This window comes from Paenibacillus sp. P13VS (assembly GCF_015143645.1).
Lineage (GTDB): Bacteria > Bacillota > Bacilli > Paenibacillales > Paenibacillaceae > Paenibacillus > Paenibacillus xylanilyticus_A.
This window is the reverse complement of the sequence record NZ_WYEV01000020.1, coordinates 1-18,823: the sequence shown is the minus strand read 5'-3', so window position 1 is coordinate 18,823 and position 18,823 is coordinate 1. Positions and strand designations below refer to the sequence as shown.

Sequence of the window (18,823 nt, the reverse complement as noted above, 5' to 3'; positions counted from 1 at the left end):
ATCTATCCCTGTGCTTGGCGCGAACGAAGCACTTCGTACATGACAACACCCGCCGCCACGGAAGCATTCAGGGAGTTAATCTGTCCCTGCATCGGCAATTTGACCAGTACATCACACTTCTCACGAATCAGTCGGCCCATACCTTTGTTTTCGTTCCCGATAACCAGGGCTACCGGTCCTGTAAATACACCATTGCCAAACACCGGCTCACGTGCAGTTACATCCGTACCCACAACCCACACGCCCTCTTCCTTGAGACGATCAATCGTCTGAGCCAGGTTGCTAACCCTAGCAACCGGTACATATTCAGCTGCACCTGCAGAAGTTTTGGACACCGTTGCAGTCACTGATGCTGAACGCCGCTTAGGGACAATAACACCGTGAGCCCCCGTGCAGTCAGCTGTCCGCAGAATGGAACCCAGGTTATGCGGATCTTCAATTTCGTCCAGCAAAATCAAAAACGGATGCTCATTCTTCGATTTTGCCGCCTCCAAAATATCCTCTACCTCAGCATAAGCATAAGGGGCCGCTTGCGCCACAACACCCTGATGCTGAATGCCCGGCACGGTTTGATCCAATTTGCGCTTGTCCACATGCTGAATTACGATACCGAGTTTTTTGGCTTCCGCGATAATTGGTTGGGTCAAGTGTTTCTGTGCAGTATCAGCGATCCATATTTTGTTGATGGTGCGTCCTGAACGCAGCGCCTCCGTCACGGAGTGCTTACCAGCAATCCATTCTTCTTCCATATTGCTTCGGTCCTCTCTATTACGTCCTGCATATGCCTCCTACATTGGCTTGTACCACAGGAACGACTAAGTTGTTATTTTTATTTTTTGTTTGGTGGGGGTGACTGCTTCTCTGCATGCTCAATTCCCTGCGTAATCAGTTGGATCATGCGCTCATGCCGACCACTACTGTACAGGTAACCGACAAGGCACTCTAGAGCAGTGGCATGTCTGTATTCCAGTACATCGGCATTCTTGGGAATACTGCCCGACTTGGCATTCCGCCCCTGTCTTATAACATCGCGCTCTTCTTCGGTCAATTGTTCCTCGATCCCTGTAAGGATTCGACTCTGTGCCTTGGCTGATACGAGACCCGTCGCACTGCGATGCAAGTGATTCGGACGCATATTGGCTTTGGACAACAGATACTGCCTTACCGCCACCTCATACACTGCATCACCGATATAGGCGAGTGCAATCGGAGGAATCAATCTTGCAGGCCGGGAAGGCGGGTACGGAAACCACCCTCCCTGTGCCACAGCCTCTGTCTGCTCTTCAGCAGGCCGTTCCCCCTGCTCCGAATGTTCGATAGAATCAGACATATTTTTCAACTGATCCTCGTTCATTTGCGCCGCCATCTCATCCCTTGAGCCGTATCTTCAAGCAGGATGCCCTGCGCTGACAATTCGTCTCTGATTTCATCAGCCCGTGCCCAGTTCTTGGACTTGCGCGCTTCCGTACGTTCTTCAATCAGGCGTTCAATCTCTTCATCCAGGAGTTCCGGTTCTGCTTCCGTATAAATGCGAAGCACCGCATTCAACTCACCAAACAGCTCAAGCAATGCACGAATTTCTGCAGCGTTTACGACTTCCTTTTGCAGCAGCTGGTTTGCTTCCGCAGCCCATTCGAACAATGCTGTAATGGCATCCGGAGTATTGAAATCATCCTGCATTTTCTCGTGATACTGCTGGCGAATCTGCTCCAGTTTAGCAGCGAACTCCGCTGTAATATCCTGATCTACCGTTACTGCCTGCAAACGATGCTTCAGATTGCCAACGGCATTCGCGATACGATCCACACTGTTTTGCGCTTGCTCCATTGTATCTTCGGTAAAGTTCAGTGGATTGCGGTAATGTGTCGACAGCATGAAATAACGAATGGCTTCACGTTTGTACTGGGTTCGAAGGTCTTTTACAAGCACTCCGTTACCGAGTGATTTCGACATTTTTTCGTTATCGATGCGAATAAATCCGTTATGCATCCAATAGTTGGCGAGCGGTTTGCCCGTCAGCACCTCGGATTGTGCACATTCGCACTCATGGTGAGGGAACTGCAGATCCTGTCCACCTCCATGGATATCGAGCGTATCACCCAGGTATTCACGCGCCATAGCAGAGCATTCGATATGCCAGCCCGGACGGCCATTGCCCCAAGGACTGGACCAGTAGATCTCCCCTGGTTTAGCTGCTTTCCAGAGCACGAAATCTTCGGGATGTTCTTTGCGCTCATCTACACCAATCCGGATACCGAACTGTAATTCCTGCAGATTCTGCTTCGACAGCTTGCCGTACTCTTCGAATTTGCCTGTGCGGTAATATACGTCCCCACCATTTTCATAAGCAATGCCCTTTTCAACCAACTCACGGATAAAGTCGATAATAAGCGGCATATTCTCCGTAACTCTCGGATTGCTGCTCGCTTTGGGAATCCCCAATCCCTCAAGATCCTCGTAGTACGCAGCAATAAACTTCTCTGCAACATGAGGAACGTCAGTACCCAGCTGTTCGGCTTTGCGAATCAATTTATCATCAACATCCGTGAAGTTTACAACGTAGTTTACTTCATGTCCTGTCTGTTCCAAGTAGCCGCGAACGGTGTCGAAAAAAATAACCGGACGTGCATTCCCGATATGAATGTAATCATACACTGTCGGTCCGCACACATACATTTTTACCTTCCCCGGTTCTTGGGGAATGAAATTCTCTTTGGTACGACTCATCGTATTGTAAATTTGAAGCGTCATGGTCACTTTCCTTTCATCCATACTTCCCTATTTATTTATTGTATCACGTGAAGTCTCATTCTTACGGCTATCCTGTAGTGTACGCACTTCTTCACGCAATCGTTCGATCTCTTGCTGCATACTGCGCAGAGAGTCAATGACCGGATCGGGCAGCTGCTGATTCAGACGATCCACCCGGCGTCCGTCCTGCTTGACGATTCTCCCCGGTATGCCTACAACCGTACTGTTGGATGGTACTTCTTTTAATACGACCGAGTTGGCTCCAATGTTACATTGATCACCAACGCTGAATGAACCGAGCACTTTGGCTCCCGATGAGATAACCACATTATTGCCAATCGTCGGGTGTCTCTTTCCTTTTTCTTTCCCTGTTCCGCCAAGTGTAACCCCCTGGTAAATAACAACATCATCGCCTATCTCACAGGTTTCACCAATAACTACACCCATTCCATGGTCAATAAACAGCCGATTCCCTATGGTCGCTCCAGGGTGAATCTCGATTCCTGTCATAAAACGGCTGATCTGCGAGATAAACCGGGCAACCGAGAACCATTTCCGTTTATAGAAAAAGTGCGCGATCCGGTGAGCCCATATGGCATGCAGCCCCGAATAGGTAAATACAACCTCGAACCATCCCCGGGCAGCCGGATCGTTTTCAAACACCGCCTGGATATCTGATCTGATCTTCTTGAACATGCTCGTTCCCCTCTTGTTCAGGTCTTCGTCCTCCGGCATACCGGACGGCGCAGCCCTCTTGGTAGTGTACTGCTGACTCGCCCCAAACAAAAAACGCCTCTGCAGCATAATGCTGCAGAGGCGTTAATCGCGGTCCCACTCTGCTCGGCTTAAACTTACGTATCAGAATTAGACAGTCAGCGAATGGCTGCCACCTCTTCCGACAAATAAGAATAAACCCTCAAGCGGTTCGGTAACGGAAACCAACCGTCACAACCTATCCTGACGTTTTCCTCTCCTACACGTACAAGAGGCGGGGCCGGATTCGGCTATGCAGCTCACGGGCGCATTTCGACCGACGGACAGTGGATGGCTCACAGCCACCACAGCCAAAGAAATTCATTCTTCGCTGCGGGACCATCCTCTCTGGAACTGTCCGGTTCGGTTTACTCCTCCCGGTCTTTGCTGTTCTATGATGAATGCTGAAACATGTCATTTAACCTTTGTGTTGCTATTATAGCGAAAAGGTACTGGACTGACAACAACCTTGCAATAACTTCATCCCAGGCGATACCGGCCTCACCCGCGGCAGTACCAGGATCTACAGCGTTCCTGGATTACGCGCCTTTCACCTGTGCATGCAGACGCTCAACAACCGTATCCCGGCCAAGCAGTACAATCGTCTGATTCAGGTCACGTCCATGGGTCTGTCCAGTCAGTGCTACACGAATAGGCATAAAGAGCTGCTTGCCTTTAAATCCGGTTTCCTTCTGTATTTCCTTAATCAATGAAGCCATTTTACTTGGGGTAAACTCTTCACTCGCCTGAACTTTATCGGCAAAGGCCTTCAGAACCGTTGGCACCTGCTCTTCTCCAAGTACGGCGGTCGCTTCTGCATCCAGCTCCAGATGGGAGCGGAAGAATACTTCGGACAGTTCCACAATGTCGGAGGCTGCAGTCATTTGCTCCTGGTACAGATGAACGAGTGTATACGCCCATTCCTTCTGTTCAGGTGACAGCTCAGCCGCGATGCGTCCTGCCTTTTGCAGATGCGGAATTGCCATTTCAGCAATACGATCCGGGTCTGCATGTTTAATATAGTGATTGTTCAAGTGTGCCAGCTTATGAGTATCAAATACAGCCGGGCTCTTGGACAAACGTTTGGTATCAAAGATGGAGATCAACTGTTCCTGCGAGAAGATCTCTTCTTCCCCTTCCGGCGACCAGCCAAGCAGGGAGATGAAGTTGAACATCGCCTCTGGCAAGTAGCCGAGCTGATCATATTGTTCGATAAACTGAATGACGGATTCGTCCCGTTTACTCAGCTTCTTGTGATTTTCATTCACAATCAGGGTCATATGACCGAATTGCGGCGGCTCCCAGCCGAGCGCTTCATAGATCATCAGCTGACGCGGCGTGTTGGAGATGTGATCTTCCCCGCGGAGAACGTGGGATATTTTCATCAGGTGATCATCCACTGCAACAGCATAGTTGTACGTGGGAATGCCGTCTTTTTTCACAATGACGAAGTCCCCGGATTCCTTGCTGTTAAACGAAATGGTGCCTTTAACCATGTCATCGAACGTATATGTGCGCTCTTCCGGTACACGGAAACGAACGCTCGCAACGCGGCCTTCCGCTTCAAAAGCACTGATCTGCTCTGGCGTCAGGTCCCGGTGTTTGCCCGAATAACGCGGCGTTTCTCCACGTGCCGTTTGCTCCTCGCGCTCTTGCTCCAGCTCTTCTTCCGTGCAGAAGCAGCGGTAAGCCAGACCTTTGTCCAGCAGCTCCTGGGTGTATTTGCGGTAAATATCCAAACGTTCCGTCTGACGATAAGGTCCGTATTCCCCGCCTACATCAATGCTCTCATCCCACTCGATTCCGAGCCATTTCAAATATTTAAGCTGGCTTTCCTCGCCACCCGCAATGTTCCGTTTTACGTCAGTATCCTCAATACGAATGATAAATTTCCCGTTATTATGCTTGGCATACAAGTAGTTAAAGAGCGCCGTACGGGCATTCCCGATATGCAGGTGTCCCGTTGGACTCGGCGCGTAGCGCACACGAACTTCTGTGCTCATAAAATATCCCCTCCGTATACTAGTTGGTTGATAATATCACACACGAACAAGGCAAACAACCGATTGGGCCGCAATCCCCTCTCCCCGTCCAGGGAATCCGAGCTGCTCCGTAGTCGTTGCTTTGACATTGACCTGATCAACATCCGCTTCCAGTGCCTTGGCAATAATCTCGGCCATCTGTGGAATGTATGGTGCCATTTTCGGTTTCTGCGCAATAATGGTGGAATCAATGTTGCCCAAACGATATCCGCGCTCTTTCACGAGCTGCCATACATGCTCCAGCAGTTTGAGGCTATCCGCGTCCTTGAACTCCGGATCGGTGTCCGGAAAGTGTTTGCCAATGTCCCCAAGTGCAAGTGCACCCAGAATGGCATCACTGATGGCATGCAGCAGCACATCTGCATCCGAGTGACCAAGCAGTCCTTTTTCATAAGGAATCGTTACCCCGCCAATGATGCACGGACGTCCCTCCACCAATTGGTGTACATCAAATCCCTGTCCTACACGTATCATCGCTTCTTCTCTCCCCCAAGCAAAAACGCGGCATATTCCAAATCTTCCGGCGTCGTTAATTTGATGTTGGTATAACTTCCTTCCACAACCTGGACGGACATCCCCTGGCGCTCAGCCAGCATGGCATCATCCGTCCCCAGAAATCCATCCCTTGCGGCCGACTCGTAAGCAAGCAGCAGTGAAGAAAGACGAAAAGCCTGCGGGGTTTGAATACTCCACAGACTGCTGCGGTCAGGCGTCGCCGTAACGATTCCCTCCGCATTCACTTGTTTAATCGTATCTTTCACGGGAACGGCCAGTACAGCGGCTCCCCCCGACATCGCGGCCTCCATGCAACCTGTAATCTGCTTACGGTCAACAAAAGGACGTACCCCGTCGTGAACGAGGACCCAATCCGTCTGTAAGGCCTTCAGGCCTTCTTGAACAGAATGCTGTCTCTCTTTCCCTCCGGGGATGACACGGACACGCGACTCCAGTCGGTATTCTTTTACCCAATCCAGGCAGCGTTCAACATCTGCGGCTCCGGTTACCAGCACGATCTCGCTGATCTCATCCAGAGCGGCAAACACTTCAAGCGTATGTATGAAAACGGGCTTGTCCTGCAGCAGCAGAAACTGCTTGCTCTCGGTTGTTCCCATTCGGGTTCCCCGACCTGCTGCCACAATGACGACACCCCACCCTTTATCCATGCCGTAATCCCTGCCTTGTCTGTCAGTTTATCGTTCTACGATACTGAATATCTTCAAGCGATATAAATATCGGTGAACGATACACTACCCATCATACCCCTTTATTGGGCTTTTTCCAACAGTTTAGGCTTGGCAAAAATCATTCGTCCCGCGGAGGTCTGCAGCACACTGGTCACCAGCACTTCCATCATCATGCCGATATACTCGCGTCCGCCTTCCACGACAATCATCGTACCGTCATCCAGATAAGCTACACCTTGGCCATGCTCCTTGCCATCCTTGATGATCTGCACCATGATCTCTTCACCAGGCAGCACCACAGGCTTAACCGCATTCGCCAGATCGTTGATGTTCAGTACAGATACACCCTGGAGCTCGCAAACTTTGTTCAGGTTGAAGTCATTGGTAACCACCTTGCCCTGAAGCACTTTGGCGAGTTTGACCAGCTTGCTGTCCACTTCCGATATTTCTTCGAAATCCCCTTCGTAAATGAGCACCTTCACGTCGAGTTCTTTCTGGATTTTATTCAAAATGTCCAGTCCACGCCGTCCTCTGTTTCGCTTCAGCAGATCCGAGGAATCTGCAATATGCTGAAGTTCTTCCAGGACGAATTCCGGAATCACGATTGTACCTTCGATAAACCCGGTCTTGCATATATCTGCGATACGGCCATCAATAATGACACTGGTATCCAAAATCTTGTGTTCTTCCATCCGTCTGTCTTCATCCAGCTCGGGATGACCCCATCGCCCAGACATCCAGAATGCAGCGAGGTCGTCTTTCTTCGCCATGGCTAGCATGTACCCCGAATAACCGCTTACGGCCGTCAGAGCCACCTGAAGCACCTCTCCTGCTGTTCCCAGCCAAGTCAGGCATGGATAGAGCAGCAAGGCCACCAGTAACCCTGCAACAGTACCTGCTGCACCAGCAGCCAGTTCGTTCATCGGTACTTTAGCCAAACCATCAATCCCATTTTGCAGCCTGCTTGCCAGCAAGGTTCCACCAATATTACATACAGCCATAAACAATACAGCGCCCAGTGCCGTTGCTACTCCTGCCCCCAGCAGCCCTGCTGACTGAATCCATTCAGCCATCCACGGGACGGATTTTCCTGCCAGATGATATGCCGTGTAGCCAAACCATGCACCGCACAATCCTGTAAAAGTTAAAATGCCTTTTTTCCACATATGTCCCTGCACCTCCTTTAATTGTCCTTCATCTTCATATCCAGTATGATCCAATTGTTGGATTGCTAATCCCGGTTGCAAGAACTTTTTGGAAATGTTTGCAATCGTCAGTTGAAAGAAGGTAAATTATTGGCATATAATGAATTCAATTCATATCCCGAGGTGAGTAGCAAAATGAGTACGCTAAGTTTACAGGCTTTTCAGGATCAGGTTTCCGAGCTGTTGCTGCGTCATCGCAGTCTGATTGACGTACTGTCCAAAACAGGACAAGCCGGAGCTTCTGTCAACCGTGCCGTGTCCAAGGCCATTACCGAATGCGGCTGCATTGAGCTGCACGCCACCAAGCAGAAATATGCCCCCGAGAGCGGTATTGCTCAAACCAAGGGCCTGCTGGAAACGCATGTGGAAGGTGAATTGTGCGAGAATTGCAAAGAGGTCATCAGCTCCGAACTGGGGCGGAACCTGTTTTATATGTCAGCTCTCTGCAATCTGCTGGATATCAACATGGAAGAAGTCGTGAATCACGAGTCACAGAAATGTTCGACGTTAGGGATGTTCAATTTGTCGTAAATGATTGGCGAAGTTGCCGTACAAGAGTAGGTACCGTATAGATTCGAATCAACAAAAAAAGCACGTACGCTCCTGAAGGAGAATGCGTGCTTTTTCTTATTCATGCAAGGCAAGTATGCCAATCCGTAAACCATTACCGATCGGAAGGACGAGAAGACTTCTCTTCCTTGCGCTTCTTCGCCCTGTTGCGGGAGGCTGCCGTCCGCATATTATGCTTCATTCCATATAGAGCGTACAGCACCAGTGGAATAAAGATCAGCTTCGACAACTGTTCCGGGAAAATGACAGCAACCGCTACAGCGAATACAACTACCCAAGGAGCGATCCAGATCGCTTTTCGCGGCAGACCGACCTTTTTGAAATTCGGATATTTAAGCGAGCTGACCATCAGATAGGATAATAACAATGTAGCTATCATCATGCTCACAGGACCAATATCCTTGTTAAATAACGTCAGCGTTGCAAGCACACCTCCAGCTGCCGGAATGGGCAGGCCGGTAAAGTACCCGGGAATTCCGGGTCTTACATTAAAGCGTGCCAGCCGAATGGCTCCGCAAATGGGGAAGCTTGCCGTAGCGATCCAGGCGAGAACCGGTGATGCATCCTGAAAGGAAACCATAAACATAATGAGTGCCGGGGCTGCACCGAACGAAACCATATCAGACAAAGAGTCGAGCTCCTTGCCAAATTCACTTTGAGCATTGAGTGCACGCGCTACCCGGCCATCCAACCCATCCAGCAGCATCGCAACGATGACCATAATCGCAGCCAGACTATAATTCCCATCAATTGCAAGCAGTATCGCCATCATTCCAAGAAACAGATTACCCAAGGTAAAGAGGTTCGGAATGAATCTGGTTAACATTGTTGTTTCACCTCATCATCTTCAGGGCCGTTATAGGCAAACCTATACTGATAGCTCTGGATTACATTTGTCTGTCGATAAACATTTGCTCCTGCAGACGCTTCAGCCCTTCCTTAATGGTCCGGGCGCGTACCTCACCAATACCGTCGACTTCATCCAGCTCTTCAATCGTTGCCATGATCACATGCGGCAATTGTTCAAATTGGTCAACCAGGTTATGAATAATGACATTGGGAAGACGTGGTATCTTATTCAATACCCGATATCCGCGCGGTGCAACCGAATCTTCCGATGTAGCAGCCGATGAAGGATAGCCGAGCAGACGGACGATGTGATGTGCATCCAGCAATTCATCATCCGACAGGCGTTTGAGGCCCACGATAATTTCGCGAATTTTCTCGTCGCTATCATCTCGTGCATAGTCCTTGTACAGCAACCACGCTTCTTCTTCCGTTGTTCCAACCAATTCCTCCATTTGCATGGAGATCAGTCGTCCTTCATTCCCAAGTTCATGGATGTAGCGCTTGATTTCCGTTTTGATGCGCATCACCATTTCCGTACGCTGAATGACATTTACCACTTCAGGAATCGTGACAAGTTCTTCGAACTCCGAGGCACTTAGATTCGTAAGGGATTGGGTAAGTACAGCTTTGTACTTCTCCAGCGTTTGAATCGCCTGGTTAGCCTTCGTCAGAATAACGCCAATTTCCTTGAGCGAATATCTAAGAGTTCCCTGATATAAGGTAATAATATTCCGGCGCTGCGAGATAGATACGACCAATTTGCCTGTTTGCTTGGCTACACGTTCTGCTGTCCGGTGACGGATCCCTGTCTCAGAGGATGAGATGGAGGAATCCGGAATAAGCTGGGTGTTGGCATACAGAATACGCTTCAGGTCCTCGCTAAGAATGATGGCACCGTCCATCTTGGCGAGTTCATATAGATAGTTGGGGGAGAAATCGCAATTGATCGAGAAACCCCCGTCGACCACTTCCATTACTTCAGGGCTGTATCCTACAACAAGCAGTGCCCCTGTCTTGGCGCGCAGCACGTTCTCCAGACCTTCGCGGAAAGGTGTACCTGGTGCGATCAGCCTCAACAATTCATTCATATTATCCAGTTGGCTTGAATCTTTCATCTTGTTATGCCCCCTAATCTAAAGCAACCGCTAGTGCATCTGCCACGGTATTCACACCGATCAATTGTATCCCGCGAGGATGTTTCCAGCCCTTTAAGCTTTTCTCCGGTAAAATGACTCGTTTGAAGCCCAGCTTCTCGGCTTCCTTCACACGTTGTTCAGCCCGCGAAACGGCCCGAACCTCACCTGTCAAACCAATTTCGCCAAATATTACGTCATCTGGCTTGGTCGGCACATCCCTCAGACTGGATGCTATGCTGACGGCAACCGCCAAATCCACCGCCGGTTCATCGAGCCGAACTCCCCCGGCCACATTCAGGTACGCATCCTGCGTTTGCAAAAACATGCCCATCCGCTTCTCAAGCACGGCAATAATCAGGTTCAGCCTGTGATGATCTATCCCTGTTGCCATACGGCGGGGAGACGGGAAATGTGTTGCAGAGATGAGCGCCTGCAGCTCAACCAGCATCGGTCTAGTGCCTTCCATACTTGCAACTACCGTAGAACCCGCTACACCGAGCGGTCGTTCCGACAAAAAGAGTTCGGAAGGATTGCCCACTTCACGCAAGCCATCTTCGCCCATTTCGAAAATACCAATCTCATTGGTTGAACCGAAACGGTTTTTAACCGCACGTAACAGTCTATACGTATGATGACGTTCCCCTTCAAAGTAAAGAACACAGTCCACCATGTGTTCCAGCATACGTGGACCAGCGATTGCTCCTTCTTTCGTAACATGCCCCACAAGCACGGTTGCAATGCCTCGGCCTTTCGCAATCCGCATAAACCGAGAAGTGCATTCCCTTACCTGTGCTACGCTACCGGGTGCACTGGTGACTTCTGGGAGATATACCGTCTGAATAGAGTCGATGACAAGAAAATGCGGCTGGATCTGCTCCACCGCTTCCTCTACACGTTCCATATTCGTTTCACACAGCACATACAGTTCAGGAGAGAGTGCATCCAGACGGTCAGCCCGCAATTTGGTCTGTTTCACCGATTCCTCACCCGAAACATATAACACGCGCAAGCCCGAATGCGTTAGAGCATGCGAGGTTTGCAGCATCAGCGTTGATTTTCCGATTCCCGGATCTCCGCCTACCAGCACGAGAGAACCCGGAACAATTCCGCCACCCAATACCCGGTTCAGCTCTCCGATTCCAGTCTGCACACGCGGTTCCTGACCGCTATCTATATCTATGATGGGAAGCGGTTTATCTTTACTGTCAAAGAGGGGGGAATTTCTCCCTTGTGTTTTGACAACCGTTTCCGTTTCTTCCACCATGGAATTCCATGACTGACACCCCGGACATTTGCCGTACCATTTGGGGGCTTCATAACCACATTCCGTACATTGAAACTTGGTTTTAACTTTGGCCACTTCAGCACTCCTAGGATTTATTTTATAACAGCATTTTGCATTTTTCGACGAATTTTGCCCTGAATTTCTGACGTGCAGGGTTAATAAAAGTTTACCATTGTTTGAGATTTTTCGTAAAGGATTATCGTAAACTTTACACATGTTCCTTGGACAACAATAAAATAAAAAATCCTCTCCGGCCGAAGCCGGAAAGGATCATAAACCATTTCTCAGGTTTGAAATTTGCTTATTTGGTTTCGATTTCTTCATTGGAAGGAACAGCAGCTTCCTTTTTGGTTACGGACAGGGCACCATTCTCTTCGTCGATCAACAACGAATCGCCTTTGGTTACCGTACCTGTAAGCAATTCTTCAGACAATTTGTCTTCAATATGCTTCTGGATTGCCCGGCGAAGCGGACGAGCACCGTAAGCTGGATCGAAGCCTGCTTTGGCCAGGAAGGCCTTGGCGTTGTCTGTAAGCTCGAAGTCGACTTCATATTCACGCAGACGTTTCCGGAGCTCCTCGCTCATGAGGGAGACAATCTCAGCAATGTGTTTCTCTTCAAGAGAGTGGAATACGATGATCTCATCAATCCGGTTAAGGAACTCTGGACGGAAGCTTTTCTTCAGCTCATCCATGACTTTACCCTTCATGTTATCGTAATCCGCACCTGCATCCACAACAGCGGTGAAGCCGAGTGTAGAGTTACGTTTAATCGCTTCGGCACCCACGTTGGATGTCAGAATGATCAAAGTGTTGCGGAAATCCACGACACGACCTTTTGAGTCTGTCAGACGACCATCCTCAAGCACTTGCAGCAAGATGTTGAATACTTCCGGATGTGCTTTCTCGATTTCGTCGAGCAGGACTACGGAATACGGTTTGCGACGAACTTTCTCTGTCAACTGACCGCCTTCTTCGTAACCCACATATCCTGGAGGCGCTCCAACGAGTCTTGAAGTCGAGTGTTTCTCACCATACTCGGACATGTCGATCCGGATCACTGCATTTTCATCGCCGAACATAGCTTCAGCAAGCGCACGAGCCAGCTCGGTTTTACCTACCCCGGTAGGACCGAGGAAGATGAAGGATCCCATTGGACGTTTTGGATCTTTCAATCCAGCACGAGCACGGCGAACCGCACGGCTGACTGATTTCACGGCTTCATCCTGACCGATAACACGTTCATGCAGAATGGATTCCAGATTCATCAGGCGTTGTGTCTCTTCTTCTTTCAGCTTGTTCACCGGAATTCCTGTCCAGTTGGCTACCACTTGTGCGATATCCTCAGGCGTTACTTCGGAATCGGTGCGACCTTGTTTTTCTTTCCATTGGTTCTTCGTTACATCCAGCTCTTCACGGATTTTTTGTTCCGTATCACGCAGAGCTGCTGCTTTTTCGAACTCCTGGCTTTGGACCGCTGCGTCTTTTTCCTTACGGATATCTTCGAGACGGCTTTCCAGCTGTTTCAGGTTCGGCGGAATAGTGTATGAGTTCAATCTTACTTTGGAACCCGCTTCATCAATCAGGTCAATCGCTTTGTCTGGCAGGAAACGATCTGTGATGTAACGGTCAGACAATTTAACCGCCTGTACAATCGCTTCGTCCGTAATTTTCACACGGTGGTGGGCTTCATAACGATCACGCAGGCCGTGCAAAATTTGAATAGCTTCTTCCGGAGAAGGCTGATCTACAGTAATCGGTTGGAAACGACGCTCAAGCGCTGCATCCTTCTCGATATATTTGCGGTATTCATCCAGGGTTGTTGCCCCGATGCATTGCAATTCTCCACGAGCCAGAGCCGGTTTCAAAATGTTCGAAGCATCAATGGCGCCCTCAGCTCCGCCTGCACCGATCAGGGTGTGCAATTCGTCGATGAACAGGACAATGTTACCTGCCTGACGAATCTCATCCATGATTTTTTTCAAACGATCCTCAAACTCACCACGGTACTTCGTTCCGGCAACAACAGAACCCATATCCAGGGTCATGACACGTTTGTCGCGCAAAGTCTCCGGAATTTCGTTGGCGATGATTTTCTGTGCAAGACCTTCAGCAATCGCTGTTTTACCTACACCAGGTTCACCGATCAATACCGGGTTGTTCTTGGTACGACGGCTCAATACTTGAATGACACGCTCGATTTCTTTACTGCGGCCGATAACCGGATCCAGGTTGTTCTCCTTCGCATAAGCGGTAAGATCACGTGCCAGACTGTCCAGTGTTGGTGTACTTACATTAGCAGGCGTTCCATTATGACTGGATACAGCCTCACTGCTGCCAAGCAGTTGCAGCACTTGTTGACGTGCTTTGTTCAAACTAATACCAAGGTTGTTCAGCACACGTGCTGCAACGCCCTCGCCTTCACGAATCAATCCGAGCAAGATATGCTCTGTACCTACATAGGTGTGGCCCAATTTGCGAGCCTCATCCATGGACAGTTCAATTACTTTTTTCGCACGAGGCGTATATGCAATGTTCGTAGGTTGCTCTTGACCGCGGCCAATCAGCGTTTCTACTTCATCTTGAATTTTTTCCAATCCGAGTCCCAGGCCGATCAGCGCTTTGGCTGCGATGCCTTCGCCTTCACGAATGAGGCCGAGCAAAATGTGCTCTGTACCGATGTTATTATGACCGAGACGGACAGCTTCTTCCTGCGCGAGTGCGAGCACCTTTTGGGCCCGTTCCGTAAATCTTCCAAACATCATATCTCCTGCACCTCCATGGTTTTGGATAAAACGTGGGCCTTGTTCATGATCCCGACGTATAATTCATATCATTCTTGTTTGCAGCCATGCTGCGAATAAAGTCATTTGGCATTTAGTCCAATGCCCGTTTTATATAAAGCCGCAGATGCGGCATGAAACCTTAATATTAAATTTGACGAAAACAATTACTAGGATTGACTGGCTGCATTGATCGTATCACGAATCAACTGAGCCCGGTAGATGTCACGCTCATCTGTGCGCATATCTTCTCCGAATGTTTTCTGCAAAAAGCCTGGTTGTGTCATCACGTTTAACTCATTCATTACCGTAATGGACAATCCATTCAACAGCCCCAGATCTACACCTAAGCGAACATCCGAGAGACGCTGTGCGGCTTCCTTGGAATCCATAATGGCTGCGTGGGACAAAATCCCATATGAACGCATCACTCTATCGGTAATCCGCAGTCTCGAGTCGGAAATTAACCGCTCTCTGGCTGTACGTTCATGCCCAATCATCTGCAGCACTACGCTGTGCAGATTATCGATAACCTCTTGTTCCGTCTGTCCAAGCGTAATTTGATTGGAGATCTGGAAAAGGTTGCCCATCGCTTCGCTGCCTTCGCCATATATCCCACGCACGGTTAACCCCACTTGAGAAACAGCTGTCAGGATGCGTCCAATCTGCTGTGTCATCACCAGCGCAGGCAGATGCATCATTACAGATGCTCTTACCCCTGTACCTACATTGGTAGGACAGCTGGTCAGGTACCCTCTGCGATCATCAAAGGCATAATCCACATGCGCTTCAAAAGCATCATCTATGGCGGAAGCTTTCTCCCAGGCTTCTTTCACCTGGAACCCCGGATAGAGGCATTGGATACGAAGATGGTCTTCTTCGTTAATCATAATACTGATGGATTCATCCTCACTGAGAATAACCGCACCATTTTTTGATTCGTTCACAAGACTGGGGCTAATTAAATGCTTCTCCACCAGCACCCGCTTATCGAGATCATCAATATCCATCAGGTCCAAGGTATGGAAATCTCCAAAGGCATGAACGTCATCATATTGAAGTACTTCGCTCAGCTTATTCAGCACTTCTTCCGATTGCTCATTGGAAGCAAGCATTGGAAATGGGTAATGCTGAAGATTACGTGCGATCCGGACACGGCTGCTAATGACGATTTCGGAATCAGCCGCTTCACTGCGCATCCAGTCGCTGAGCGCCTTCTCTGTAAAGCGCAGATTAGGCATTACGCGTCCCTCCTACTCATGACAAACTCTACTCCTGAGCTATTTCTTTTTCAAGTTCCCTGATCTGGTCACGGATTTGAGCAGCCTCTTCAAATTCCTCCTGGGCGATACTCTCCTGAAGATCGCGTTTCAGGTCGGCAATCTGCCGCTTCACTTTAATGCGACCACCAGCTCGTGCAGGCACTTTGCCCACATGGGTTGTGCTGCCATGAACCCGTTTGAACAACGGATCCAGACGACTGTCAAAATATTTATAACAAGAACTGCAGCCGAATCGGCCGATTTTGCTAAACTGTGAGTAAGTCATGCCGCACTCTTCACAGCGAAGAGTCTGAGCAGGGGGAGCCCCGGCATTTCCATTCTTAGGTTCGAAATCAAGCAAGCCGGACAACAGGTTGTGAATGGAAAATCCATTCGATGTTCCCGGAATCATTTCTCCCTTTTCACGGGCACATGACTCACAAATATGGAATTCCGTCTTTTCTCCATTCACGATTTTAGTGAAATGAAGAGTCGCCGGACGTTTGTCGCATTCTTGGCACAGCATTTAGGATGTACCTCCTTGATCCCGATAGGTTTTCATTTACCGAGCAAAGATATTAACATCGCCTTTAACATTCTGGCACGAATTTGATCCCGGTAAGGAAGTTTGACCAATAAAATTTCTCTTGATACAGCTGCACGCATCAACCCAGCTTCCCTTTTACTCAGGAAACGTGCTTCCTCCAGCTGATAAATCAAGCCTTCGGCAGCTGTCTGTCCAATCTCATCCCCGATGCTATGGTGCAGATGATTATGCAAAGCAGAGTGGGCCGGCAATTCAATCCGCTGTATGCGGACATAACCGCCACCACCACGTTTACTCTCGACCAAATATCCCTTTTCAAGAGTAAAGCGTGTGCTTATTACATAGTTGATCTGGGATGGTACGCATGAGAATTGATCTGCAAGATCATTGCGCTGAATTTCAACCATTCCTTCGGGACTTTCATGCAAAATACTCTTCAGATATTGTTCGATAATATCAGAGATATTACGCATCCACTCATCCTCCACTGTCTGAAACGTTAAGTCAATAAGGACCCACACGCCCCCACAGAGTACACCTTCTCAACCCATTTAACCAATCGGAGAAACGACGAATCTTGATTTCCACTGGCTTATTCGGGAGAGCAAGGACGCACGAAGGTCCTCTTGGTACTGCCTCTTTCCGATGATATCCATCGTTCATGAAATGTGTCTCATCACCGGAATGTAGAAAGAAAGCTACGTAAGTATTTAACCTTCAGTTGACTTTGACTTTCTTTGACTTTATATACATTATAGCATATTTTGTGGTTTTGCCAAGTGGGGTCACTATTCATTTTTTACGATTTTACACGAAATATTCCCCGGACACAAAAAAACCTCTCCAAAAAATCCGGAGAAGTTCATTTGTCTCACTGTAGCACTGTTTTTCTATTGATATGAAAAGGGAAGGCACCCAGTATAAAGTGGCTTCGGATATACTCATGAACACATTTGAAAAATCAGAAGAAATCAAGCAGATAAGTTTCCCGTTCAGGGATCGTATGCTCTAACGCAGTAATGACTTCTGCCGGGCCGTGGATTCGACCCATTTGAGCCATCTCTGCTGGTCGTCTATATCCCATAAGCATCGCGGTAAGAGCTTGAATGTTGACCTTAAGTGTCTGCTCTTCCAAGACAGTTTCGGATGTTTTCCATATGGAGGCTGTACCATTCATTGCTACATTCAACTGCCATACGCCTTCATTCCAAGGAGCATAAGCATCCTCTACCTGAAGATTAATCTGTACCGGTGAGTCCTGGCTCGCAAAAGGGTATTGCGAAATAAACTGCTCCACACTTACAATCCGTGCCATGAAGTAAGGTACGATCTCCTGCTGTATTCGTGGATTATCCAGTTGAAAGGCAAGTGTATCACTCGCAGGTGCCTGCAGGGTCACCTCTTCAATCATTGAATCGTGATTTGCAATAAAGGTCCAGAGCGCTTGTCTGGCTTCTTCATTGAGATAAATGATCTCATCAATGGCAAACTTACGTTCTTTCACTTCATACAGTAGGTATCCTTGGGCTTGTCCTGCCTCATCCAGATAGACTGCCTTCTGGCTGGTTCCATCCGTGAGCACCGAGTTCTCCCACCATGAATCATCACGAACGAGAGTTCCGTTATAGCGTTCCGCATATGAGCTGTAAACTTCTTTTAATATATCAAGACCAGGATCACCACGCCGAATGTTACCTGGTGTAGCTTTTTTCGCCGGCAAATGAGCAACAGGCGCTTTATATTTTTTATATTCAATGTAGGTTTCCCATCCATACTTCCGGTAAAAGGCAAATGAGAATGGATGCAAAAACGAAATGCTTTGTTTATTCCGGTTCATCTCTTCAAGTGCATGCTTTAAAAGCCCAGCAACCCAACCCTTGCGCCGATACTCTGGCCAAGTGGCCACCCCAGCAATCCCACCCATCTCAAAGGCTCTGCCATGAATGTAGGTTTGAAAAGGGATGATATGCAGCTTGGCACCAAGCTCGCCTTCCTCATATACGCCCCAGATATCCTGTGAAGCGAATCGATACCGCTGTCTTTCTTTACGTTCCTCACTTAATACATACTGAAAAGCATACTGGGAGAGGGCAATACTGGATTCAAAATCCTCTGCGGTCAACTTGCGAATGTCCATGTTAATTCTGCACCCCGTTCTCTAGAATAGTAAGTGGCTTCAATCGTATCCTGAAATGTGATGTATGTATCTTCTATGAGTGTGTCAGAGGCGTCGTACAAAGTCAAATAAGAGATGCTGACGCATCTCCGGGGATTCATATTTAGATGTGTAAAGTAAAAGTACAACGAAAAATAAACAAATAAAAACCACCACCGAGATTCTTCGGCAGTGGTTCTTTGCTTGGCAGCGTCCTACTCTCCCAGGACCCTTCGGTCCAAGTACCATCGGCGCTAGAGGGCTTAACGGTCGTGTTCGGGATGGGTACGTGTGGAACCCCT

At 48.7% G+C, this 18,823-nt stretch carries 17 protein-coding genes and 1 rRNA gene; 1 reads left to right on the top strand and 17 read right to left on the bottom strand.

Going from position 1 to position 18,823, the window contains the following annotated elements; translation table 11 throughout:
* Positions 1-2 precede the first annotated feature (2 nt).
* The 8 genes from rlmB to GUA98_RS27860 form a co-directional block, all read right to left on the bottom strand.
* Positions 3-749 (bottom strand): 23S rRNA (guanosine(2251)-2'-O)-methyltransferase RlmB, encoded by a 747-nt coding sequence (rlmB, locus tag GUA98_RS27895; protein WP_095293430.1) that lies wholly within the window; start codon positions 747-749, stop codon positions 3-5.
* Between the two features lie 80 nt (positions 750-829).
* The gene (locus tag GUA98_RS27890; RefSeq protein WP_193725100.1) at positions 830-1,330 is read right to left on the bottom strand and encodes a Mini-ribonuclease 3; all 501 of its coding nucleotides are present in this window, start codon (positions 1,328-1,330) and stop codon (positions 830-832) included.
* Between the two features lie 20 nt (positions 1,331-1,350).
* Positions 1,351-2,751, bottom strand: a complete 1,401-nt coding sequence (cysS, locus tag GUA98_RS27885; protein WP_193725092.1) for a cysteine--tRNA ligase — start codon at positions 2,749-2,751, stop codon at positions 1,351-1,353.
* Positions 2,752-2,778: 27 nt separating this feature from the next.
* Positions 2,779-3,447, bottom strand: a complete 669-nt coding sequence (gene cysE / locus GUA98_RS27880) for a serine O-acetyltransferase (protein WP_127540927.1) — start codon at positions 3,445-3,447, stop codon at positions 2,779-2,781.
* Positions 3,448-4,043: 596 nt separating this feature from the next.
* Positions 4,044-5,507 carry a glutamate--tRNA ligase gene (gene gltX / locus GUA98_RS27875; protein ID WP_193725091.1) on the bottom strand — a complete coding sequence of 488 codons (1,464 nt, stop codon included), beginning with the start codon at positions 5,505-5,507 and terminating at the stop codon, positions 4,044-4,046.
* Positions 5,508-5,543: 36 nt separating this feature from the next.
* On the bottom strand, positions 5,544-6,020 hold the full coding sequence (gene ispF / locus GUA98_RS27870; protein WP_193725090.1) for a 2-C-methyl-D-erythritol 2,4-cyclodiphosphate synthase: 477 nt from the start codon (positions 6,018-6,020) through the stop codon (positions 5,544-5,546).
* Positions 6,017-6,709 carry a 2-C-methyl-D-erythritol 4-phosphate cytidylyltransferase gene (gene ispD, locus GUA98_RS27865; RefSeq protein WP_095293434.1) on the bottom strand — a complete coding sequence of 231 codons (693 nt, stop codon included), beginning with the start codon at positions 6,707-6,709 and terminating at the stop codon, positions 6,017-6,019. The genes ispF and ispD overlap by 4 nt, the downstream gene beginning before the upstream one ends.
* Positions 6,710-6,810: 101 nt before the next feature.
* Positions 6,811-7,896 (bottom strand): PIN/TRAM domain-containing protein, encoded by a 1,086-nt coding sequence (locus tag GUA98_RS27860; RefSeq protein ID WP_193725089.1) that lies wholly within the window; start codon positions 7,894-7,896, stop codon positions 6,811-6,813.
* Between the two features lie 174 nt (positions 7,897-8,070).
* Between GUA98_RS27860 and GUA98_RS27855 the strand changes: the two genes are divergently transcribed.
* Positions 8,071-8,466 carry a DUF1573 domain-containing protein gene (locus tag GUA98_RS27855; RefSeq protein WP_095293446.1) on the top strand — a complete coding sequence of 132 codons (396 nt, stop codon included), beginning with the start codon at positions 8,071-8,073 and terminating at the stop codon, positions 8,464-8,466.
* 133 nt (positions 8,467-8,599) lie between these two features.
* Here the strand turns inward: GUA98_RS27855 and pssA are convergent, their stop codons facing one another.
* The 9 genes from pssA to rrf all read right to left on the bottom strand — a co-directional run.
* On the bottom strand, positions 8,600-9,331 hold the full coding sequence (pssA, locus tag GUA98_RS27850; RefSeq protein WP_095293436.1) for a CDP-diacylglycerol--serine O-phosphatidyltransferase: 732 nt from the start codon (positions 9,329-9,331) through the stop codon (positions 8,600-8,602).
* Positions 9,332-9,392: 61 nt separating this feature from the next.
* Complete coding sequence (disA, locus tag GUA98_RS27845; RefSeq protein WP_127540919.1) at positions 9,393-10,469, bottom strand: DNA integrity scanning diadenylate cyclase DisA; 1,077 nt, start codon at positions 10,467-10,469, stop codon at positions 9,393-9,395.
* A gap of 13 nt (positions 10,470-10,482) precedes the next feature.
* Positions 10,483-11,850, bottom strand: a complete 1,368-nt coding sequence (radA, locus tag GUA98_RS27840; RefSeq protein ID WP_095293438.1) for a DNA repair protein RadA — start codon at positions 11,848-11,850, stop codon at positions 10,483-10,485.
* Between the two features lie 226 nt (positions 11,851-12,076).
* Positions 12,077-14,539, bottom strand: a complete 2,463-nt coding sequence (gene clpC, locus GUA98_RS27835; RefSeq protein ID WP_153980071.1) for an ATP-dependent protease ATP-binding subunit ClpC — start codon at positions 14,537-14,539, stop codon at positions 12,077-12,079.
* Positions 14,540-14,727: 188 nt separating this feature from the next.
* Positions 14,728-15,798, bottom strand: coding sequence for a protein arginine kinase (locus GUA98_RS27830; RefSeq protein ID WP_153980072.1), 1,071 nt, complete (start codon positions 15,796-15,798; stop codon positions 14,728-14,730).
* A 28-nt stretch (positions 15,799-15,826) separates the two neighbouring features.
* A complete protein-coding gene (locus GUA98_RS27825; protein ID WP_095362295.1) occupies positions 15,827-16,345 on the bottom strand; it encodes a UvrB/UvrC motif-containing protein in 519 nt (172 codons plus the stop codon).
* A 32-nt stretch (positions 16,346-16,377) separates the two neighbouring features.
* Positions 16,378-16,839 carry a CtsR family transcriptional regulator gene (locus GUA98_RS27820; RefSeq protein ID WP_095293442.1) on the bottom strand — a complete coding sequence of 154 codons (462 nt, stop codon included), beginning with the start codon at positions 16,837-16,839 and terminating at the stop codon, positions 16,378-16,380.
* Positions 16,840-17,327: 488 nt separating this feature from the next.
* Positions 17,328-18,503: an enhanced intracellular survival protein Eis gene (gene eis, locus GUA98_RS27815; protein WP_193725088.1), complete on the bottom strand. Its 1,176-nt coding sequence runs from the start codon at positions 18,501-18,503 to the stop codon at positions 17,328-17,330.
* A 220-nt stretch (positions 18,504-18,723) separates the two neighbouring features.
* A 5S ribosomal RNA gene (gene rrf, locus GUA98_RS27810) occupies positions 18,724-18,823 on the bottom strand; the annotation flags it as partial.

Excerpts from the sequence above, each read along its gene's own strand:
- cysE (WP_127540927.1), bottom strand. The coding sequence starts at position 3,447 with ATGTTCAAGAAGATCAGATCAGATATCCAGGCGGTGTTTGAAAACGAT.
- gltX (WP_193725091.1), bottom strand. The coding sequence starts at position 5,507 with ATGAGCACAGAAGTTCGTGTGCGCTACGCGCCGAGTCCAACGGGACAC.
- GUA98_RS27890 (WP_193725100.1), bottom strand. The coding sequence starts at position 1,330 with ATGTCTGATTCTATCGAACATTCGGAGCAGGGGGAACGGCCTGCTGAA.
- ispF (WP_193725090.1), bottom strand. The coding sequence starts at position 6,020 with ATGATACGTGTAGGACAGGGATTTGATGTACACCAATTGGTGGAGGGA.
- GUA98_RS27860 (WP_193725089.1), bottom strand. The coding sequence starts at position 7,896 with ATGTGGAAAAAAGGCATTTTAACTTTTACAGGATTGTGCGGTGCATGG.
- pssA (WP_095293436.1), bottom strand. The coding sequence starts at position 9,331 with ATGTTAACCAGATTCATTCCGAACCTCTTTACCTTGGGTAATCTGTTT.
- rlmB (WP_095293430.1), bottom strand. The coding sequence starts at position 749 with ATGGAAGAAGAATGGATTGCTGGTAAGCACTCCGTGACGGAGGCGCTG.
- cysS (WP_193725092.1), bottom strand. The coding sequence starts at position 2,751 with ATGACGCTTCAAATTTACAATACGATGAGTCGTACCAAAGAGAATTTC.
- clpC (WP_153980071.1), bottom strand. The coding sequence starts at position 14,539 with ATGATGTTTGGAAGATTTACGGAACGGGCCCAAAAGGTGCTCGCACTC.
- GUA98_RS27820 (WP_095293442.1), bottom strand. The coding sequence starts at position 16,839 with ATGCGTAATATCTCTGATATTATCGAACAATATCTGAAGAGTATTTTG.
- GUA98_RS27855 (WP_095293446.1), top strand. The coding sequence starts at position 8,071 with ATGAGTACGCTAAGTTTACAGGCTTTTCAGGATCAGGTTTCCGAGCTG.
- GUA98_RS27830 (WP_153980072.1), bottom strand. The coding sequence starts at position 15,798 with ATGCCTAATCTGCGCTTTACAGAGAAGGCGCTCAGCGACTGGATGCGC.
- GUA98_RS27825 (WP_095362295.1), bottom strand. The coding sequence starts at position 16,345 with ATGCTGTGCCAAGAATGCGACAAACGTCCGGCGACTCTTCATTTCACT.
- ispD (WP_095293434.1), bottom strand. The coding sequence starts at position 6,709 with ATGGATAAAGGGTGGGGTGTCGTCATTGTGGCAGCAGGTCGGGGAACC.
- eis (WP_193725088.1), bottom strand. The coding sequence starts at position 18,503 with ATGGACATTCGCAAGTTGACCGCAGAGGATTTTGAATCCAGTATTGCC.
- disA (WP_127540919.1), bottom strand. The coding sequence starts at position 10,469 with ATGAAAGATTCAAGCCAACTGGATAATATGAATGAATTGTTGAGGCTG.